We start from the raw sequence: 19,510 nt of genomic DNA on the forward strand, positions 1-19,510 counted from the left end.
TATGAAGAAACTCATATTGCTGGGATGCTTGTTGATTTCGTCTGCCGAGTTGCTTGCGCAACAGTTTCTTCAATACAACACCGAAACGGTTTATGATTCATTTGAAAACCCTTCGCAACGCTCCTTTATCCGCGATACCACCCGGAAATTTGCTTTCAACTTTTTCTTTCCGAGCATCACTACAAATGGTTATTTAACAGGCAATGTGCAGCAAACACTGGTTAACCGCCTTAGTAACGCACAATATGATAATAGTAACCTGCAAATTGGTGAAGGTAAGCGCAATTACTTAAACCTGAACATAAATGCCTACTTGTTTATGTTTAAAGTTTACCTTGATCAAAAAGGCGACCAGGAACTTGGCCTATCCATGAAGCTGGTGGGTGAAGGCAGGGCCAATGTGACTGACGAAACCATAGCACTATTTAACGGCGGTCGTGATTTTGGAATGAATGATTACTCAGGCGTGTTTAATTCAAGCGGAGCTGCACAGGTTTACCAGCAATATGGCCTGTCATTTCGCGAGAAGGTAACGCCAAGGCTTGCACTTGGCATCAAAGCAAATTTCTTACTGGGCGTTGAGCAGCATAAATTAAACGTAACGCGGTCTGACCTGGCAATAGACCGTGCGGCCAATACCGCTACGTTTAGCGCGAAAGGCTCATATTATAAAACAGGGCGCACCATAATGGGGCTAAAAAACCCGGGGCTTTCTGTAACATTAGGTGGCACATACCTCTATGAAAACGGGATGATTTTGCAGGGTAACATTAAGGATCTCGGTTTTATCTACTGGGGGGACGAGCCAAGCCGGGTAAGCATTGACGGTACCGTTGTGATAAATAACTTTACGTCAGGACAAAGTGAAAAAAATGTCGACGACAAACTCTCCGGTTTAATAAACCGCAGTCCATCCAACAGCAAAGGCTTTTTTACTGGCACCAATGGCCTTGCAGAAGCAAGCCTGTCAAAACGTTTTTGGCTTGATGACAGACACCGCTTCAGGGCGTTCCCGACTTTGCTTTTGCAGAAACAATTGTTTTACGATGGTATAACGGGTGTGCTGATGAGTCATTTTCAATATAATAAGTTTAACTTATCTGTATCATCAAGTTATGATAACCGCAACCTGTTTGCAGCAGGTATGCAATTCATGTACAAAGCCCCCAATTTTGAAGTTTTTGCCGGTACAGAACGAATTATACAAACAAGGCGGCTGGCTTCGTCACTTATGTCAGATAAGATTTACAATAACACGGCATACACCGGCGCCGACATATTTTTAGGCATGTCTTTTAAATTTGGTTATCCCATAGAAAGCCCGGCCAATAGTAGTTTTGTTCCAATGGGCAGTGAAGGCCCTGGTTTTTTGGGCCGTATTTATAATAAAATTTTTAAAGGAAGCGCAAAAAAGGTTGGTGAGATGGAACGCTACTGATCTTTAATTATTACACCTTTTTTGTTCCCGCTATAAAATCTTTGAGATAATATGGCTCAAAATAGGCTACGTCCTCTACATCTCCGGAAGACAACTTTTCAAACGCTTTATTTGTGAGGTAAGCTGCCGAGTTTGCAAACTCAGGCATAAACAGCGCGTTAGGATTACCGCCAATTACATCCCGGCATTTTTCTGCCCCATCGCCAAAGAACAGTACAGGCCTATGTTGTAAATAATCATCAAAACTACGTTCCTCTATTACTAGGGCGGCGGTAGCTTGCAGTCTATTGCTTGCTCCATCAAATACGGCGGTGTAAACTTCCATACGGCGTGCATCTATCATAGGGCATAGCAAAGTTCCCTGCGGCAAATCAACGCTGTTTATAGTTCGTACACCATCGGCCATAGCCTGTAAGGTTTCTACGGCAATTAACGGTTTATCCAGTGCATAGCACAGGCCCTTGGCTGTTGAAACCCCTATACGCAACCCCGTGTATGAGCCGGGCCCCGAGCTAACCGCTATCGCATCTATATCAGCATAGTTTACAGCATTGCTTTTAAGGAGCTCATCTATAAACAACGTGATAACTTCGGCATGGATATTTCGTTGATTTATTTGTTTTAAGCCTATAACCTCCCCATCTCTGGCTAAAGCTACAGAACAGGCAGTGGTTGCAGTTTCTATCTGGAGTATCGTCGTCATAAATCAATCAGGTACCGGGTCGTGGCCATGCCCTCCCCACGGGTTACAACTGGCAATGCGTTTTAACGTTAGCCACCCGCCTTTAAATGCACCGTGCTTTTTAATAGCCTGAATGCCATAATGAGAGCAAGTGGGCGTATACCTGCACGAGGCGCCCGTTATTGGTGAAATAAAATGCTGATAAAATCTTATCAAAAGTATAAAAAGCTTTCCAGTAATATGTTTTATACCACTCAATATCGTTTTCATTTAGCAACCTCCCCGCACAGCTGAACTAACAATTTCACCATCTTTTTTTCAACTTGTTCATAACCGGCCAGTTCTTTACCAATATATCCAATGGAGATAATAATCTTTTTACCGGTACCGGTAAGCTGGTTATACAAGTGCTGCTGCTTGTGCAAGCGATAGGCCTCGCGGGCCCGGCGTTTTATAGCATTACGATCTACAGCTTTTTTGAAACGCTTCTTTGGAACCGCAAATAAAACTTGCGCAGGGAAGTGCTGAGATGCCGCAGAAGGCAACCATGTTACCCTGAAGGGATAACATAAAAAAGAAGAACCACTATGAAAAAGCTGCTCAATGAGCACTTTATTACATAACCGTTCTTCTTTTTTAAAAGTATACATTGTGTTGCGTTTATTGGAACCCAAAAGTTATTAAACAATCCGGTTCACGTTTTCGCAACAGAAAAACCAGGATTAAGCTTTGTGACGACGCTCGTCAGATACAGTTAACCTTTTGCGGCCTTTAGCTCTTCTTGCAGCTAATATTCTTCTGCCATTGGCACTCGCCATGCGCTCACGGAAACCGTGTTTATTTCTTCTTTTTCTTTGAGAAGGCTGGAACGTTCTTTTCATTGCTATATATTCTATCCGTTGCTTTTAAAAACAAGAGCGCAAATGTAGCTGATTTTTCGCACTTATCAAACACCTCTTATGCAAAAATTATTAACTTATCCACGTTGGCCGGCCAATATATCGCGAATTTGGGTAAGCAATACTTCTTCTTTTGAGGGTGCCGGCGGTGCTGATGGCGCTGTCTCTTCTTTCTTTTTCAGCGCGTTAATTGCCTTTACCACCAAAAATATGCAAAAGGCAACAATCAGAAACTGGATAACCGTGTTTATAAATTTGCCGTACAAAATAGCAACCTCAGGCGTTTTGGCCGCCTCGTCCGCCGCTTTAAGCAAAATCTTTTTGTCAGAGAAATCCACCCCGCCCGTCAGGTATCCAATCGGGGGCATAATCACGTCATTTACCAGGGAGGTTACAATTGAACCGAAGGCGGCGCCAATAATTACACCCACAGCAAGGTCAACCACGTTGCCGCGCATGGCAAACTCTTTAAATTCTTTTACAAAGCCCATAGTTTTAAAGTTTGAGTTTTATTAAAGGTAAAAATTATTATTCCGTTAAAACAAATAAATTCTTTTTGCCTTTAACATCAAAGCAGGCCACCGCTAACTTATTTTTAAAGTTGTTAATTAATTGATGTATTTTTGGGCCTCTACTGATTATGCTAAGACAAAACCTTCAACAAAAACTTTTACAAAAACTATCACCTCAGCAAATACAATTTATAAAATTGCTGCAGGTGCCTACAGTGGCGTTGGATACCCGGATAAAAGAGGAACTGGAAGAAAATCCGGCACTTGAAGACCTTAGCCTAACGATAAGCGAACCAGAAGAACAGTATCCTGACCGCGACCCTGACGACGACGACTATAACAGTGATAATGAAGGCAGTGAAACGGATGAGTTTAATATAGACGATTACCTGCAGGATGATGATATGAATGATTATGGCTCGCGCTATGATCAGAATGGCGACGATGAGGATGAAAAGAAAGAGATGCCCATTGCCATACAAAGCTCTTTTATCGAAAACCTGCAATCGCAGCTTGACATGCTGCCACTATCTGATAAAGATTTCCAGATAGGGCGCCAGATAATTGGCAGCCTTGATGATGATGGCTACCTGCGCCGCCCCATTACTTCGCTTACTGATGACCTTGCATTTTCGCAAAATGTAATGGCTGAAGATGAAGAAGTAGAAGATATGTTAAAAGTAATACAGGGTTTTGATCCGGCCGGTGTTGCTGCACGATCATTACAGGAATGCCTGCTGATACAGTTGCGAAAAAAAGACGCGAATGACCCTGTAGTTAAAAAAGCCATTTTAGTAGTTGAGGAGTACCTTGACGAATTTACCCGTAAACATTATGACAAGCTTGAGAAATCGCTTAATATGTCATCTAATGAACTGAGGGCAGTAGTTAACGAGATATTGAAGCTTAATCCTAAACCCGGGGATTCGAGCGAGGTGAACACCAAGCAAATGCAGGTGATACCTGATTTTCACATTACTAATAATGATGGCGTTTTAATTCTCACTTTAAATTCAAAAAACGCGCCCGAACTGAAGGTGAGCCGCTCGTACCAGGAAATGTTCCAGCATTACGACAAGGCGTCGCAAAAAGATAAAAAGCTAAAAGAAGCGGTGCAGTTTGTAAAGCAAAAGCTTGATTCGGCCAAATGGTTTATCGACGCCATTAAGCAACGCCAGCAAACATTGCTTAAGACAATGAATGCCATAATGCATTATCAATACGACTTCTTTTTAACCGGCGACGACAAGAGCCTTAAACCGATGATACTGAAAGACATTGCCGATAAGATAGGCATGGATATTTCAACCGTATCAAGGGTAGCCAATTCCAAATACGTACAAACCGAACACGGGACGTTCCTGCTTAAATCATTCTTCAGCGAAGCGATACAAACCGAAAGCGGTGAAGAAGTTTCAAATAAAGAAGTTAAAAAGATACTGGAAGAGCATATTGGCAAAGAAGATAAGCGTCACCCGCTTGCCGATGAAAAGTTAACCGAAATACTAAAAGAAGCCGGTTATAACATAGCGCGCCGTACGGTGGCCAAATACCGCGAGCAAATGAATATACCGGTAGCCAGGTTAAGGAAGGAGTTGTAAAGGCATCTTGTTTGAAATACCCCTAAAACGAACCATCGTCCATTATAAGGCAGGTAGACAGAATCCCGACAAGATGTCGTCACAGTATAGCTTTATAATTTCAGCTCACTCAAACACTATCAAAAAATTAAAAAAGCGTCATTGCGAGCGTAGCGCGGCAACCTCTTTAGGCAGGCAAATATACAAGGTTGAGTTACACAGTTCAGCGATTACTACGCCACCCCCGCAAGACACCGGGAATGTTATAATGAGTTATTAAAAGAACTTGTCCGGGTTAGGTACAATATTTAAAAACTTCTCAAAATTTTCAGTGTAGTGCGTTTGATCAAGCTTATAATAAAACGCGCCTTTTTTTGAGGATAGCTTATCTTTTTCGGCCAGTTTGATCAATAAGCCGGTGGAGAGGAGTTTACGGCTAAAGTTACGGTCATCAAATTCTGTTTGATATACGCCCTCATATAAAGCCTGCAATTGCGGGATAGTAAACTTTTCAGGCAATAGCTGGAATAAAATAGGGTGCAGCGCGGCTTTGTACATTAATTGCTTGCGGGCCATTTTAACCATCTCGTTGTGGTCAAATATCAGGTCGGGCATTTCGTCAATCAAAAACCACTCGGCATGGTGCTCGTCATTCAGCTGCTTCTCATATTTATGTATATCAATAAGGGCGTAATAGGCTATAGATAACGTACGTTCAACTGGGTCACGGTCCGGCTGACCGAAAACCTTAAGCTGATCCATGTAAACGTTTTTTAAACCGGTACGATGCTCCAGTACCCTGTTGGCTGCATCGTCGGGAGTTTCTGTGGGTTTCATAAAACCGCCCATCAGGCTCCAACGTCCCTTTTCGGGTTCAATATTACGCTGTACCAGCAGTAGCTTAATCTTCCATCCGTCAAATCCGAATATTATACAATCCGTGGCAACTAAAACTCGCGTCTCGCCGGTATACTTTTGCATTTTATCCACTAATTACATTATTTTTTTGAAGATCCCCGGATAGCCAGTTCAGTGTGTAATGTTATCGCATGCGTTTTAACATTTTCAGCCGCCGGATTTAGTTTACTTAATAAAGTCGTAATTACGTTATTAGCAATTTCCTCCGTAGGCTGCGAGATAGCCGTAATTGGGGGCGAGTGGAGTTCATACACATCCGAGTCGTCAAATGATACTACGGCCAAATCACTTGGTATACTTATGCCCAGGTTGTTTATAACCTTTAAACCGCAGGTGCCTATGTGGTTGGTTCCAAATATTATGGCATCAATGTCTTTACGCTTTCTCAAAAAAGAAGTAATGGGTTCAACCAGGTACTTAGGGTTCTGGTTAAAGGTTAGCTCTTTTAAAATAGGTTTAAGGTTATTTTCCTTCAGCGCCATTTTATAGCCTTTTGCCCGATCCTGCATTTGCGACTGGTTGGAAAAGAATGTCAGCAAGGCAATATTCTTATACCCCTGCCCTATCAGGTGCTGGGTGGCATTGTACGCGCTAAACAAGTTATTTACTATGATATAATCCGTATCAACCAGCGGCAAATATCTGTCAAACAACACTACGGGCAGGTTGTCTTTTAACAAATCACTCACATCGTCCTCTATACCTTCAGGCGGTGCAATAATGTAACCATCAACATGCCTGTCACGAAACATACCAATAAGATCCTTGGTTTTCTCGGTATTGTTATATGTGCTGCAATAAATTATCTTATAACCATTTTCATAAGCACGATCTTCTATAAGTCTTGCAATACTGGAAAAGAACGGGTTCGAGATGTCCTCCACCATCAAACCGATAATATTTGACTTACCTGTACGTAAACTTTTTGCCAGCGAATTAGGTTTGTAACCTACTTCTTTAACGAGCTTTAACACGCGTTCCACCAGTTCGGCGCTTATCCGCTTTTCCTGCGCGCGGCCGTTAAGTATAAAGGATACAGTAGTTTTGGATATATTTAGTTGATTAGCTATATCTACTATCGATAATCTTTTTTGTGGCATTTTGGGGTTTCAGGTACGGGTCAAAATGAAATAACCCCCTAAGATATTACTTTTATTTATAAAATTGAACAATCGATTGTGTAAATAGGTGCCCTTGGCTACTTGGATTAATGTATGCCTTAAAGTTTTATCCGTGGATTTAACTTAGTGTAAAAGAAAGCAAAACTGAATATAACAGCGTAGCAAATTATTGGCAGATAATAGGCCTCAGCTATATTTTTGTCTGCGATTTTACCCATTAAATAAGGGAATACCGCACCGCCTGCTACACCCATTACAATAAATGATGAGGCCTGCTGGGTTTTACCGCCAAGGTCTTTAAGTCCAAGGCTAAATATAGTGGGGAACATGATGCTGAAAAAGAAATTGATAAATAATAACGCGCAAAACGAAACCCAGCCAAATGCCTGCGCCACTATAATACACATTACAATATTACAAAAAGCGAATATTGCAAGCAGCTTGTAAGCAGCTATATAGCGCATTAAAAATGTGCCGATAAACCTGCCAACCATCATCATAACCATACTCACGGCAAACCATTTGGCAGCTTCAGCGTCTGTCATTTTCAGCACTTCATGACCGTAATTTATAAAATAGGCCCACGTGCCACCCTGTGCAGCAACATTAAAAAACTGGGCAATTGCCGCGAAAACAAAATGCTTATTTTGAAACAATTTTTTTTCGACGTGAAGATCGCCTTCTATTGCATATGTATCTGTTGCTATTACGTGTGGATCGGTCAATGCCGGCACTTTTACAAAAGAAAACACCAATGCTACCGAGGCTACAACAGCCCCTATAACTACGTATAATATTTTTACCGATGTAAGATCAGTGGTATTAAGCGTATCGCCGAATATCACGTAAGCTCCGATAAGCGGTCCAATCACTCCGCCTAAACCGTTAAAAGATTGTGCAAAATTCACGCGCTGGTCACTCGTACGTTGATCGCCTAATGAAGCGGCGAAAGGGTGCGCCACTGTTTCAAGTGTTGCCAACCCACAGGCCAGCACGAATAAGGCAATCCTGAAAAAGTTGAATGATTCGGCGTTAGCTGCCGGTACAAACAAAAAGGCACCTGCAGCATACAAACAAAGACCTAATAATACACCATTCTTGTAACCATACTTTTTCATAAACAAACCTGCAGGTATACCCATAATGGCATAAGCGCCAAAAATAGAAAACTGCACCAAGCCTGAATCGGCTTTTGATACGTTGAGTACGTTTTGGAAATGCTTGTTAAGTGAATCACCTAGAGTAATTGCAATCCCCCAAAGGGTAAACAGTGAAGTAACAAATGCAAATACAACATAATATTGTTTCTCGGTGAGACGGGGTTTAATGCTTTCCATAGCTGATTATAATGTAGGTTTGTTGATTTAAAAGTGGGCTAAAATAGTATATATAATATAATTACATTGATTTTGGGTAATAAAACTTCTGCACAACCGCTGAAAACTTAAACATGCAACCAGCTTATTGTGCAATTACCGGGAAAGACGATATCCGTAATCTTGCTGCACCCATTGGCACCAGTGTTAAGGCTGTTTTGGGTTCGGTTGATGTTACCGGACTGGCAGGTAATATGCCGCACAAACCATACTGATCTATCTGCCATGCGGGTATTTGCCGGCCCTCGGCATTTATTTGTATGGGCGGTGCAGACGTATTAGCAAAAGGATTATCATCTTTTGGCCATGCCTTTCTTACTACCGTAAAAGATGCCTCAGGTTTGGCCGGATTTAAAATTAACCCGTAATTCCAGGCGCTTGCAGGGAATATCTCCCAGCTCGGCCATTTAGACGCGTCAACGTTTTCCTGCCACCGCGAATCATGTATGGCGGTTTCCTTGCTGTCTTTTTTTACATAATTCTCGTCTATCTTCAGCGAAAATGTAAGCGGGCCGTAATTCACGCTTGCGCTATTTTTATTTTTAACCCATTCCCTAATTTTTACTTCCATGGGCAGCCTCAGCGTTATACGGTCGCCATTTTTCCACTCATTGTTTAATTTTATGTACTCCCCTGCTTTGGTGATTACTTTTATAGCTTTTCCGTTAACTTTTACGGTAGCGCTATTGCACCACACCGGGACACGTAAATAAACCGGGAATGCATTCTTTTCAAAAGTGATCACCTTCATTTCTACCGTTTCTTCAAAGGGATACTTTGTAGTAGTAACAATTTTGGCCAAACTGCCGTTACCTACTTTTGCTTTCACCTCGCCCTCGGCATACAATTGCGCCACCAGACCGTTATCCGGCGTAGCCATCCAGCTATTTTCTGTATAGTACACCCATCCGGCAGTATGGTTGTGCTGGCAGCAGCGGCTGCTAAAAGGGTTCATATTTAAAAACGGGCCTTCGTTATAAATTCCCGGTGCATGGTTCTTGCCGTCGCTTATTACCATATTAGGAGCGGTTAGGTATCGCAGCGACTTGTAATCGCCGGTAAATGCCGCCGGGAAGGTATTAAACGCTACATCTTCACAATTATCCGCCCAAAAAGCATCGCCGGTAAATTGCATCAGGTACCCGTCGGATGTTATTTGTTCTACCATACCGCAGGTTTCAACCGCCTGCCGCGGATCTGTGTAACCCTCGCGCGAATGCTCATCACCGCCGAACATACCGCCCGGTACCTGACCCCATATTGATCGTATCCAGTTATGGTTATCATAAGTGGCCTGCAGATCTGCAGGGTTATTGCTTTGCAGATAATAGGTAGCCGGTTCCCTGAAACCTTGCGCCACATTTACATTGTGAAGGTTGGGCAATTTATCTTTTTGGCGCCAGTTAGCCGTATTATTATGCAGCTTGGTAGCCAGGTCAAGCAGCCAGGCCTCGCCGGTACGGTTGTACAGCCAGTACACGCTAATGATGTTATCACCACCGCGGCTGTTCTCCCAATAGTCTTCCAGCAATTTGTCGTCTGGTATGCTCAGCTCCCATTTAAAATATTTGCCCATCAGGTCGAGTACGCGTTTGTCGCCTGAGTATTCGTAATAAGATTGCAGGCACCACAACATCGGCATATTGGTCCACAGGTCGCGCTTACCCTCACCTCTTTCCACAGCCGGGCCGAAATCGCCATTTTCGCGCTGATTAGTTAGCACGGCCTCAATCCAAAATTTGGTTTGCTCCAGCATTTTGGGATCATTCAGTACATAAGCTATGTTACCGTAACCCTTTAACCAGTAAGGTAACTCTTCCCACCCGTAAGTACCCTTTCCCTCTTTATTGAGCCAGGCATTATCCTGCTTGCTCAACCAAATACTTATATCACCTAAGTTACCTGTAAGCCCATCGCGCTGCAGTTCCAGTTGCTTTTTAAGCCAGCCACCGGGCTTTACAGCACCAACCGGCAATTTAACAAAATGCGATGGCCGTAGCGGGGCCTTGTTTGATACGTAAAACTTATTCAGCTCTTTAATATCGGTGGTTTTTACCGAAATGGCTGTTTGTGCCTCCGCCAGTCCGCACCATGCAAGCAGCACATTTGCAACTACGATACTCTGTAAGCGCATTATTTTTTGTTCAGCTTATCGTTTAACACTTTCATGAAATAACCACCAACAACGCTGCGTGCCTGGAAACCGACCATTTTACCGTCCGTTGTTTCGTGCCAATCGTTCAACGGTACGCGCGAAGGCGTTTCCATGGCAAATTTATATATCGGGTCTACCAGTTTATTGAAATCCTCCCGGCTGTCTGCAAGGGTGGCGGTCCACATTATCCAGTCAGACTTGGTGTATGTTTTGCGGCTATCTAAAGGCAAGCCGTATTTCTCTTGTTTAGTTAAATAATATTTAACCTCTTTATTATATACCGTCTGCGGGAACAAATTAAGACCTAAAACTTTATCCCAAACAGTATTATACTTTTGGCTCCACGTACCTTTATTGTCAAACGTAAGCGCATAATGGTCTCCGTCATCAGCCAGTTCCATCCAGCGGTTAACCATATCTTTTGCAATGATGCGATATTTTTCAGCTGTGCGTTTTTCGCCTATCTGATCGGCCATTTTAGCATAGCAGGCAATACCAACTATAGCTTTAACAGAAAGGTTGGCATTGCGTGCCAGGTGCCCGGCAAAGTCATCAGTGCAAAGCTGTGTTTTAGGGTCAAAGCCTTCTTCAACCAGGTAATTCACCCATTTAGTAAGTGTGGGCCAGTGTTTTTTTGCATAACCGGCATTGCCCTCTACTTTTGCAATGGCCGCCGCGAGTATAATCATGTTACCTGATTCTTCTACAGGCATATCCTCGCCATAAGTTTGCCCGTTTGCCAGCGGATAAGTACCCAAATCATGCGCGGCGAAGTTTTTAGGGAACTTACCACTCTCACTGTAATAAAATATACCGTTCATCATCCCTTTGAGTAAACCCGGGTTGTAAATAAGATACAACGGTGCCGACGGATAAGTAATGTCCACCGTGTTGATAGATCCATTACTAAAATTTTCCTTAGACATCCATAACAAATCGCCCTGCGGACTTTTTACCAACTGATGGCCCGCTATACTTTGCCGGTAAGCCAATACGCAAAGATCAGCGTATTTTTTACCACCTGCATCTTGGGCATCCCTATACATGCTTTTATTGAAGTTTTCGCATTTTTCAATAACTGAACTGTATTGACGTTCAGCAAGCGCTAACTGACCTTCTATTGTTTCTTTACCGGACGTATTCCACCACGGACGAAGGTTTTTCCCAAAGTATTGAATCGAATAAATATCATCATAACCTATCTGTAAAAATTTCTCGATAGGCACATTACCTACCCTGCCGAAAGGTATCACTGTGTTTAAGGATAAATTTCGCCCTGCTGATGCCGTTGATTGCACGCTGCCATTACGAAAAGCTGCAACCGCTTGTTGTCCTGCCGTAATGTATTGTGCTGCGTTAGCGGTTTTAGGGGCAGCTATATACATATAACCCCAATCTATACGCAGGTCATCGCCCTTTTTTTGCAGGATAGGCTGTTCCACAGTCCCGGCTTTTAGTATGGACAACGTCGGCGTGGTATATTTTGTAGCCTTTACCTCCTGATGCGGCTTGTTAACAGCAATATCAGTAGATGCGTTAAGGCACACTTTCACAGCGTGAGTTTTACCATCATTAGCCTTTACTTTATAAGTTATATAGGATACCGGCCGCGCCAGAATTCCGAGGTCACTCATAAGCAGCGGAGATGTAAAGATTATTGAAAGATCTACTTTGCCGGCAGTGAAGTTGTAAATGGTTTGCGTAGCATTTATTTCAACGCTTTTCTGATCGGCGATGGCTATTGCCTCCTCAGGTTTCTCTTTTTCTTTATCTACTAAACCAAAGTCAAGCCACTGGCCGCCTTCGCTGCTAAAAATATGTACGGCAATTACATTTTTACCTACTCTTAATTTATCCTTGTCGGCATCTTTAAGCGGTATCATGGTAAAATCGTTTGTCCAGCCTTTACGGTCATAAATCCTGTCGCCGTTTAAATATACTTCCACGTTGTCATCGTGCGAAAGTTTCAGAAAGAGCTTGTTAATATCCTCTTTACCCAGTGTAAATGTGCGGCGCACCCACATATCCCTGCTTGTCCAACGGGTTTTAGCACCGTCGCCGTCGCCGATAGGCGCCAATCCTGTTTTCCAGTCATTGTCGTTGAAGTCGCTGGCGTACCAATTCGCCGCAGGTTGGTTTTCGGTATACTGCACCTGGTAGGCCTTTTCATCAGAGGCTGCCAGTACTGTGCGGTATGTGTCAGGTTCCTTGCCCAAAAACCGGTAAACCGTGCCATCAACCTTGATAAGACCCATTAAAGATTGTTGGGTACCTGTCCAATGTTTTGTCGGCGAATCGGTCAACTTATCAGTGGTAGACCATATACTGAAGTATGGATTATGTGTTATTAACGGGTACGCGGGTGCCTTCCGGTCCTGTGCTTGTACCAACTGGGCAACAGCCAGCATCAACGCTGTTAAAAGAGTGTGTATTTTCATGGTATGTATAGTTAATAATTGTCAGTACGACAAAAATAAAAATTAAGTCATCATTCCTACTCCGGCGCGCCGCGTCCCGGCAACAACGCAGAGCACGTATAAAACAATGCTATGCCTTGGTAATTGCGTATTAATGTACTAATAAACCATGATCAACTGATCTTCGGTTTACTATTTTTTTCCTACACGGTTAGCCGGATCATAAATAGCTACCGCCACCTGCGAGTCGGCACATCCGTAGTATAAGTACCATTTGTTTTTAAAATAGGCTAAACCTTCTATAAACACGGTACCGGCCGGGTATTGACCACTTTTTTCGAAAGGCGCTTCGGGTATTAAAAAAGGCTTATCTAAACGGTAAAGTACTTTGGTAGGATCTGTAGCTGAAAACAGTATCTGACCGGCGCAGTAAGCGTTGGCAGTATAACGGGTATCACCGCCAACCGCGTTATTTTTACCATTGTACATTAAAACAATACCCCTGTTAGTGAGAACCGCGGGTGGGCCGCATTCGGTAAGCTGGCTATCAAAAAATCCCTCGCGGGGTGAGGCAAGTTTTTTCAGTGTGCTGTCTGCGTTAATTAATGGCGTCCAGTTAATCAGGTCAGGCGATGTAGCAGCATAAACATGCTCCTCCCCCCAATACATAAAGTACTTGCCGTTTACTTTTGTTATAATCTGCTTGCCGTTCACCAATTTTGTAACAATAGAGGCCGACTTGGTGGGGATATTGAAGAACTTACCGTTATATGCTTTGCGAAAAACAGATCCATATTTCGTCCATTTTACAAGATCTTTTGAGTGAGCTACGGCCAGACGCGGCACTTTTTTGTTCCACTGGGTATACAAAATTACGTAAGTACCATTTGCAGTGACCGCCACCCGGGGGTCTTCGCAGCCCCCCGGCCATTCAAATTCTTTTTGGTTGTCTTCGGCAGGAAATAATACCGGCACCGGCGATCTTTTCATGGTAACGCCATCAACACTTGAGGCTAAACCAATGCGCGAAGTTCGGCTTCCTATGCCTTGCCCTGAATTGTCTTCGGCGCGGTATAACACCTGTATTTTTCCATCCTTTACTGTCGCAGCGGGATTAAAGGTGTCGCTCGGCTCCCACCTGGCCATCTTTTTCTGCATAGGGTCGTTAAACACCGACGACGTATCCGGACTAATTACCGGGTTAGCTCCTACAGGACGAACAAAAGGCCCTAACGACCACGATGGCAGGTTGGTTTGTGCCTGCTGGGCGATAGCATTTCCGCTGATAAGCAGGAATGCTATTGCCACCTGCATTAATTTATAAATTTTATTCATTTTTTGGTTGTATATCATCATAAATTATTCTTATCTGTTGATAAGGGAAGTTAACATTAAAATAAGCCCTTTTTATTCAATCCCCCCATGCGTGAAGATAAGATTATTTAAGCTTCACCAGGTTTAGATCAACACCCTCTATTTTAATTATCGATACGACGGCTGCTCAATACCAGTTCCCCAGTTTTTATCCGGGTAATCAGATAACGAAAAGTCGACCGTACCGCCATTTTCTAACTGTTTTAAAGGTATCCACGGATTATTCCAGGTTTTGCCATTTATCTTTAACGACGTTACGTAGGGTTTATGTTCTGAGCCGCCTTTAATAGTTAGTACTTTTCCGTTTTTAAGGTGAACTTTTATTAATGGAAAAGCCGGGCTGTTTACTGAAAAACCACCAACCCCCGGTATCATAGGGAACATCCCTACATTGGCAAATACATACCATGCACCCATAGCGCCCAGGTCATCATTACCAGGTAAGCCCATGGGGCGGTTGCTGTACTGCTCTTTTACAATACGGCGTATCAGCGCCTGCGTTTTATATGGCTTGCCTATCCAGTTGTAGGTCCATGGCACTTGGAAGTCGGGCTCGTTGCCGGCGGCAAACCATTCCTCGTGATAATTTGCATTTAGTTTCTCAAAATACTCATCCAGACGTTTGTCCGCGGCTTCAGGGCCACCTATCGTGTCAACCAACCCTTTAATATTGTAAGGCACCATCCAGAAATAACTTTTATAACTAGCCTCACGCATATCATCATTTTGGCCTTTCCAACCACCATCAGCGGTACGGCCGCGCAGCCATTTGGTGCCGGGGTCATAAAGTTTCTTCCATAATCGCGAGCGCTCCAGATATTTTTGGTAAGTAGCTGTTTGCTTTTGCGATTGCAGCGCGAACTGACCGATGGCGAAATCGGCTGAAGTGTACTCCAGGCTCCGCGACGCATCCGCATAACCTTTCCAGTATTCTTCCAGTTGCGGACGGGTAAGCCTGTCCTGTGATTTCGTGCCTGGTATTTCTGCGCCTCGGCGCATTACTTGCAGTGCGGCTTTGGTGTCAAAACTTTTAGCCCCAAACGCATAAGCATTAGCGATTACTATTGATGTTGGATCACCTTGCATTATACCCGTCTCGGTGCTGGCCATTACCCAGCGCGGCAGACCGCCGCCACTCATATTAGCGAAATTGACGGTTGAGGTGATCACATCACTTGCTTCTTTAGGCGCAAGTAATGCCATCAGTTGTATTTGGGTGCGATAGGTATCCCAGTTACTAAACGACGTATAGTTATCAAAACCAACAGCCTTGTGCACTTTATAGTCAGCCCCTATGTATTCGCCGTTTATATCATTTGAGATATTAGGATGTGCCAGTGCATGGTATAAGTGGGAATAAAATTGCGTGGTTAAGTCTGCGCTTCCGCCCGAAACTTCTATTTTTCCCAAATACTTATTCCACGCCGATTGGGTTTGTGCCTTTACGGTGTTGAAATCCCATCCTTTATTTTCGGCAGCGAGGTTTAACCTGGCATTTGCAAGTGATACATATGATATGGCGAACTTATAACGGATAATTTTGTTTTCGGCCACATTAAATGTAAAGTATGCGCCGGTGTTAGCACCAACAGCAGATTTCGAGCCTGCTTGTATATTCTTGCCGCTCCAGGTTCCAGAAGCAACCGGCGTAACATCAAACTTAGCAACAAAATAAACCCGGTAATTTACAGGTTGCTCTTTGCCGCAAAAGTAACCACCGTCGGCATAACCTTCGCAAGCACCCGCGCCCGTAATATTGATATTTGCTTCTGATAATACTGTGCCATTAGTACCGGAGCCTATTACTATAGTAGCACGTTTCTCTCCTGCCGGATACGTGTATTCGGCCATACCTGTACGCTTTGTTACTGTAAGGCGCGCCTGTATATCATCAAATAAAGTAGTGTTGTAGTACCCTGCAACAGCTTTTTGCACCTTATAGTTCGGCTTAAAACCTGTCATACCATCCGGTGATTGCGTTAATTCTCCTTTAAGCGGTAACGTCGGAAAGTTACCCATGTGGTCGCAACCGGCACCGCTTAGCTGATTTACCACAAAACCCCGGTCAGCCTCAAAAAATGTAGGGGTAAATTGTACCAGGCCCATGGGATATAGCGCACCCGGAAATGTGTACCCGGCTTCAAGATAGCGCTCATGCACACCATGACCTTTTCCCAGGTTGCCAATTTGGGTATTTACCTTATCAGCATAATTCACACCAACCTGTGCAAATGTAAAGTTTGGTATTGCTACCAGGCATGCTATTCCAGCTGTTATTAACGCGCGTGGAACTACGCTTTTTTTTGCTTTTTGTATAAATGTCATTTTTGAGGATTATAAGCGGATACGAAGTTATACCAACATTGTAAACAATGCATAGGGTATGTACACCACGCCCATCAACAAAAATAATTAATAAAAGGATTTAGCAAAATATAAATATGCAAGGATTTTTGTGTGTGCCTAGTCGTCAATGTACTATTTATCTCGCCATACAACTTTACGCCCATAAAGCAAATAGCCACTAGTTATCCCGCACGCATCTAAAGCCCAAATGTTCCATGCCGCTGTCTTCAGTAGTTTTCATCCGCCTTGCAACCCGGTAACCGGAGCAGTAACTATCGTTACATAAAAAAGAACCGCCTCGTATTACCCGCTTTTTAGCATATGGCTCTTCAGGGTCATAACTACTTTCAGGCCCTTGAGGATTATCTGCTAAGGAGGCTTTATAATAATCTGGGCGGTAATAGTCACTGCACCATTCCCACACGTTGCCGGCCATATCATACAGCTGATAACCGTTAGGCGCGAAAGATTTAACCGGGGCACTGTAGTAAAACTTGTCCTTTAAGGTGTTTTTTTCGGGGAAGTCGCCTTGCCAGCTGTTCGCTTTCGGCGCGCCGGTATTTACGGATTCATTTCCCCAAGGATAAATGTTATTCGTCAATTTCCCCCTGGCCGCCCACTCCCACTCGGCCTCAGTAGGCAAACGCTTGCCTGCCCATTTACAGTACGCCTGTGCATCATACCAGGAGATATGCACCGCCGGATAATTCTCTTTGCCTTTTATGGATGAGCCCGGTCCCTGAGGGCGTTGCCAGCTTGCCCCTGCTTTCCACTCCCACCATTGCCCGTAATCATTCAGATCTACGTTTCTGCCGGGTGATTTGAATACCAGCGATGCGGCGATAAGCATACTTTCATCGGGCTTTTCGGTGCCGGGGGGAAGTTGCTTTTTTATCTCCTCCCAGTCGGGCTTACGCTCGGCCGTGGTAATATAGCCCGTAGCTTTAACAAATTTCATAAACTGAGCGTTCGTAACCTCCGTTTCATCCATCCAAAAATCATCCACGGTAACCTTATGTTTAGGATATTCATCCGGCGACGCCTGGCTGTTATCACCACCCATCTGGTAAGTACCGCCTTTTATATAAACCATACCACTATTTGAACTATCCGCGACTGCGAACTTGTCTTGCGTTACAGCGGTTGGAAAGCGTGGCGGGATATCAACACAGCAGGCTTTTTTTTCCTTTTCACTGCTTTTTTCATTACACGCGGTTAACATAACTGCTGTGGATAAGAAAAAGCAAAGTGTAGGTATTGATTTCATATCTGGTAGATAGACGTATGAAAAATTCAACGGGACCGAAAGGGATAAAAGATTTTGATCACAAAGTTTATAGCGATTTTACATAGCGATGCGCTGACTTGTGCAATGACTAATAAAAGTCTTAACGCGCTAAATATATATATTACAAATTATGGTTCAGTTAACTCTCGTGGTTTTGGAACAATTAAGTGGCTTTCGGTTTTATATTGCCAAACAATCTCCGTTGATAAGCAATAACTACCAAGCCAATAGTTCCGCCTAAAATCATAAAAAAGCATATAAGTTCAGCCTGGGTAAATGCCATGCCTAAAAAATGATATTTGGGGTTTATGCGAATAGATTCCATCCACATCCGCTCCGCGCCGTTCAGAAGCAAAAATATGCAAAACATTATTCCCCCAGTGCGTATATATTTACGAATAGCCCATAAAAAACCAAACAATAGGATACACAAAGTAGCTTCATAAAGTGGTGTAGGATATACCCCTTGTGCAAGTTGGTTACAATATTCACCTATGCAATTTTTTATTGGTACCCCCTCGTTTAATACGTTGTGCGGATAGGTGTATGACCATGCCCAATCTGGCAGCCAGCCTAACCATCCGGGCTTGGGGTTTGTATTTACTATCCCCCAGTCGCCGTCACCTGATAACTGGCAACCTATACGCCCCACACCATAAGCAAGCATCATTCCCGGTGAGCCGTTATCTGCCAGGTGTATTAACTTCATGCCGCGGTTGTACCCTATATAGAGGTAAGATAGTGCACCGAACACCAATCCTCCATAGTAGGTAAAGCCATTGAACGAAAATAAATGGCCAAACGGATCTTGAATAAAAAAGTGCCAGTTTTCGAGGCAATCAAACAACTTGGCGCCTATAAATCCCCAAAAACCTACTGAAAAAACGATAAGCGGCATTAACTCATAAGGGTGTACCAGTTTGTCAACTACAACGGGCTTTTTTCTTAGCTCCTTTCTTCTATCGCTATAAGCCCAATAAGCAAGCCCGGCGCCGCACAAAATACCGGTTAATAAGTTGCCCTTAAGTGAAAAAATAAAGCCTCTGGGATCGGAGGTAAAATCTGACAAGTAAAAGAGGATTCCGAGAATTTTATAACCCGCGATGAAACCCAGCAAACCATTGACCAATAGTTCCAAAGCCGACGCGGGTCCGCCGACTACTTCCTGTATCGTGTATGGTTTAAACACTCCTATTTTTTCGCGTCTTTTAAATTCTGATTTAAAAACGAAGTAGGTAACTATAAAGGAGACCGCAATAAAAAAGCCTAACGTTTGGATAGGTAATACAACTTTAACACGAAAGAAATATTCGACAAGATGTGAAAGCGTAGGAAACATAACGGTAGTTTGCCGTCTAAGTTACTTATTGGAATAACAACAACAGTTACCTTTCTAATTATTTA

The 19,510-nt window shown here is 43.4% G+C and carries 16 protein-coding genes; 2 read left to right on the plus strand and 14 right to left on the minus strand.

Annotation, left to right across the window (positions count from 1 at the left end; translation table 11 throughout):
- Position 1 precedes the first annotated feature (1 nt).
- Positions 2-1,438 carry a DUF5723 family protein gene (locus DJ568_RS08255; RefSeq protein WP_114004794.1) on the plus strand — a complete coding sequence of 479 codons (1,437 nt, stop codon included), beginning with the start codon at positions 2-4 and terminating at the stop codon, positions 1,436-1,438.
- A gap of 10 nt (positions 1,439-1,448) precedes the next feature.
- Here the strand turns inward: DJ568_RS08255 and tsaB are convergent, their stop codons facing one another.
- From tsaB to mscL, 5 genes are all read right to left on the minus strand, one after another.
- Positions 1,449-2,141 (minus strand): tRNA (adenosine(37)-N6)-threonylcarbamoyltransferase complex dimerization subunit type 1 TsaB, encoded by a 693-nt coding sequence (gene tsaB, locus DJ568_RS08260; protein WP_114004795.1) that lies wholly within the window; start codon positions 2,139-2,141, stop codon positions 1,449-1,451.
- Positions 2,142-2,144: 3 nt separating this feature from the next.
- Positions 2,145-2,390, minus strand: a complete 246-nt coding sequence (gene yidD / locus DJ568_RS08265) for a membrane protein insertion efficiency factor YidD (RefSeq protein ID WP_114004796.1) — start codon at positions 2,388-2,390, stop codon at positions 2,145-2,147.
- Positions 2,387-2,770 (minus strand): ribonuclease P protein component, encoded by a 384-nt coding sequence (locus DJ568_RS08270; RefSeq protein ID WP_114004797.1) that lies wholly within the window; start codon positions 2,768-2,770, stop codon positions 2,387-2,389. Before DJ568_RS08270 ends, yidD begins: the two co-directional genes overlap by 4 nt.
- Positions 2,771-2,842: 72 nt before the next feature.
- On the minus strand, positions 2,843-3,001 hold the full coding sequence (gene rpmH, locus DJ568_RS08275; protein WP_100340369.1) for a 50S ribosomal protein L34: 159 nt from the start codon (positions 2,999-3,001) through the stop codon (positions 2,843-2,845).
- Between the two features lie 95 nt (positions 3,002-3,096).
- Positions 3,097-3,510: a large-conductance mechanosensitive channel protein MscL gene (gene mscL, locus DJ568_RS08280; RefSeq protein ID WP_114004798.1), complete on the minus strand. Its 414-nt coding sequence runs from the start codon at positions 3,508-3,510 to the stop codon at positions 3,097-3,099.
- 149 nt (positions 3,511-3,659) lie between these two features.
- Between mscL and rpoN the strand changes: the two genes are divergently transcribed.
- A complete protein-coding gene (gene rpoN / locus DJ568_RS08285) occupies positions 3,660-5,132 on the plus strand; it encodes an RNA polymerase factor sigma-54 (RefSeq protein ID WP_114004799.1) in 1,473 nt (490 codons plus the stop codon).
- Positions 5,133-5,387: 255 nt separating this feature from the next.
- Here rpoN and DJ568_RS08290 read toward each other — a convergent pair whose 3' ends face one another.
- The 9 genes from DJ568_RS08290 to DJ568_RS08330 form a co-directional block, all read right to left on the minus strand.
- A complete protein-coding gene (locus DJ568_RS08290; RefSeq protein WP_114004800.1) occupies positions 5,388-6,092 on the minus strand; it encodes an NUDIX hydrolase in 705 nt (234 codons plus the stop codon).
- A gap of 17 nt (positions 6,093-6,109) precedes the next feature.
- Complete coding sequence (locus DJ568_RS08295; RefSeq protein WP_114004801.1) at positions 6,110-7,129, minus strand: LacI family DNA-binding transcriptional regulator; 1,020 nt, start codon at positions 7,127-7,129, stop codon at positions 6,110-6,112.
- A gap of 119 nt (positions 7,130-7,248) precedes the next feature.
- On the minus strand, positions 7,249-8,487 hold the full coding sequence (gene fucP, locus DJ568_RS08300) for an L-fucose:H+ symporter permease (RefSeq protein WP_114004802.1): 1,239 nt from the start codon (positions 8,485-8,487) through the stop codon (positions 7,249-7,251).
- A gap of 124 nt (positions 8,488-8,611) precedes the next feature.
- Entirely contained in the window at positions 8,612-10,660 is a 2,049-nt protein-coding gene (locus DJ568_RS08305) for a beta-L-arabinofuranosidase domain-containing protein (RefSeq protein WP_114004803.1), read from the minus strand.
- Complete coding sequence (locus DJ568_RS08310; protein WP_114004804.1) at positions 10,660-13,119, minus strand: glutaminase family protein; 2,460 nt, start codon at positions 13,117-13,119, stop codon at positions 10,660-10,662. Before DJ568_RS08310 ends, DJ568_RS08305 begins: the two co-directional genes overlap by 1 nt.
- Positions 13,120-13,290: 171 nt before the next feature.
- Positions 13,291-14,433, minus strand: coding sequence for a glycoside hydrolase family 130 protein (locus DJ568_RS08315; RefSeq protein ID WP_233496654.1), 1,143 nt, complete (start codon positions 14,431-14,433; stop codon positions 13,291-13,293).
- A gap of 147 nt (positions 14,434-14,580) precedes the next feature.
- Complete coding sequence (locus DJ568_RS08320; RefSeq protein ID WP_114004805.1) at positions 14,581-16,797, minus strand: GH92 family glycosyl hydrolase; 2,217 nt, start codon at positions 16,795-16,797, stop codon at positions 14,581-14,583.
- 199 nt (positions 16,798-16,996) lie between these two features.
- A complete protein-coding gene (locus DJ568_RS08325) occupies positions 16,997-18,040 on the minus strand; it encodes a formylglycine-generating enzyme family protein (protein ID WP_233496655.1) in 1,044 nt (347 codons plus the stop codon).
- 229 nt (positions 18,041-18,269) lie between these two features.
- Positions 18,270-19,445 (minus strand): prolipoprotein diacylglyceryl transferase, encoded by a 1,176-nt coding sequence (locus tag DJ568_RS08330; RefSeq protein ID WP_114004807.1) that lies wholly within the window; start codon positions 19,443-19,445, stop codon positions 18,270-18,272.
- Positions 19,446-19,510: the final 65 nt, after the last annotated feature.

Origin of the sequence: Mucilaginibacter hurinus, from assembly GCF_003324525.1 — a bacterium.
In the GTDB taxonomy this organism is placed as follows: Bacteria; Bacteroidota; Bacteroidia; order Sphingobacteriales; family Sphingobacteriaceae; genus Mucilaginibacter; species Mucilaginibacter hurinus.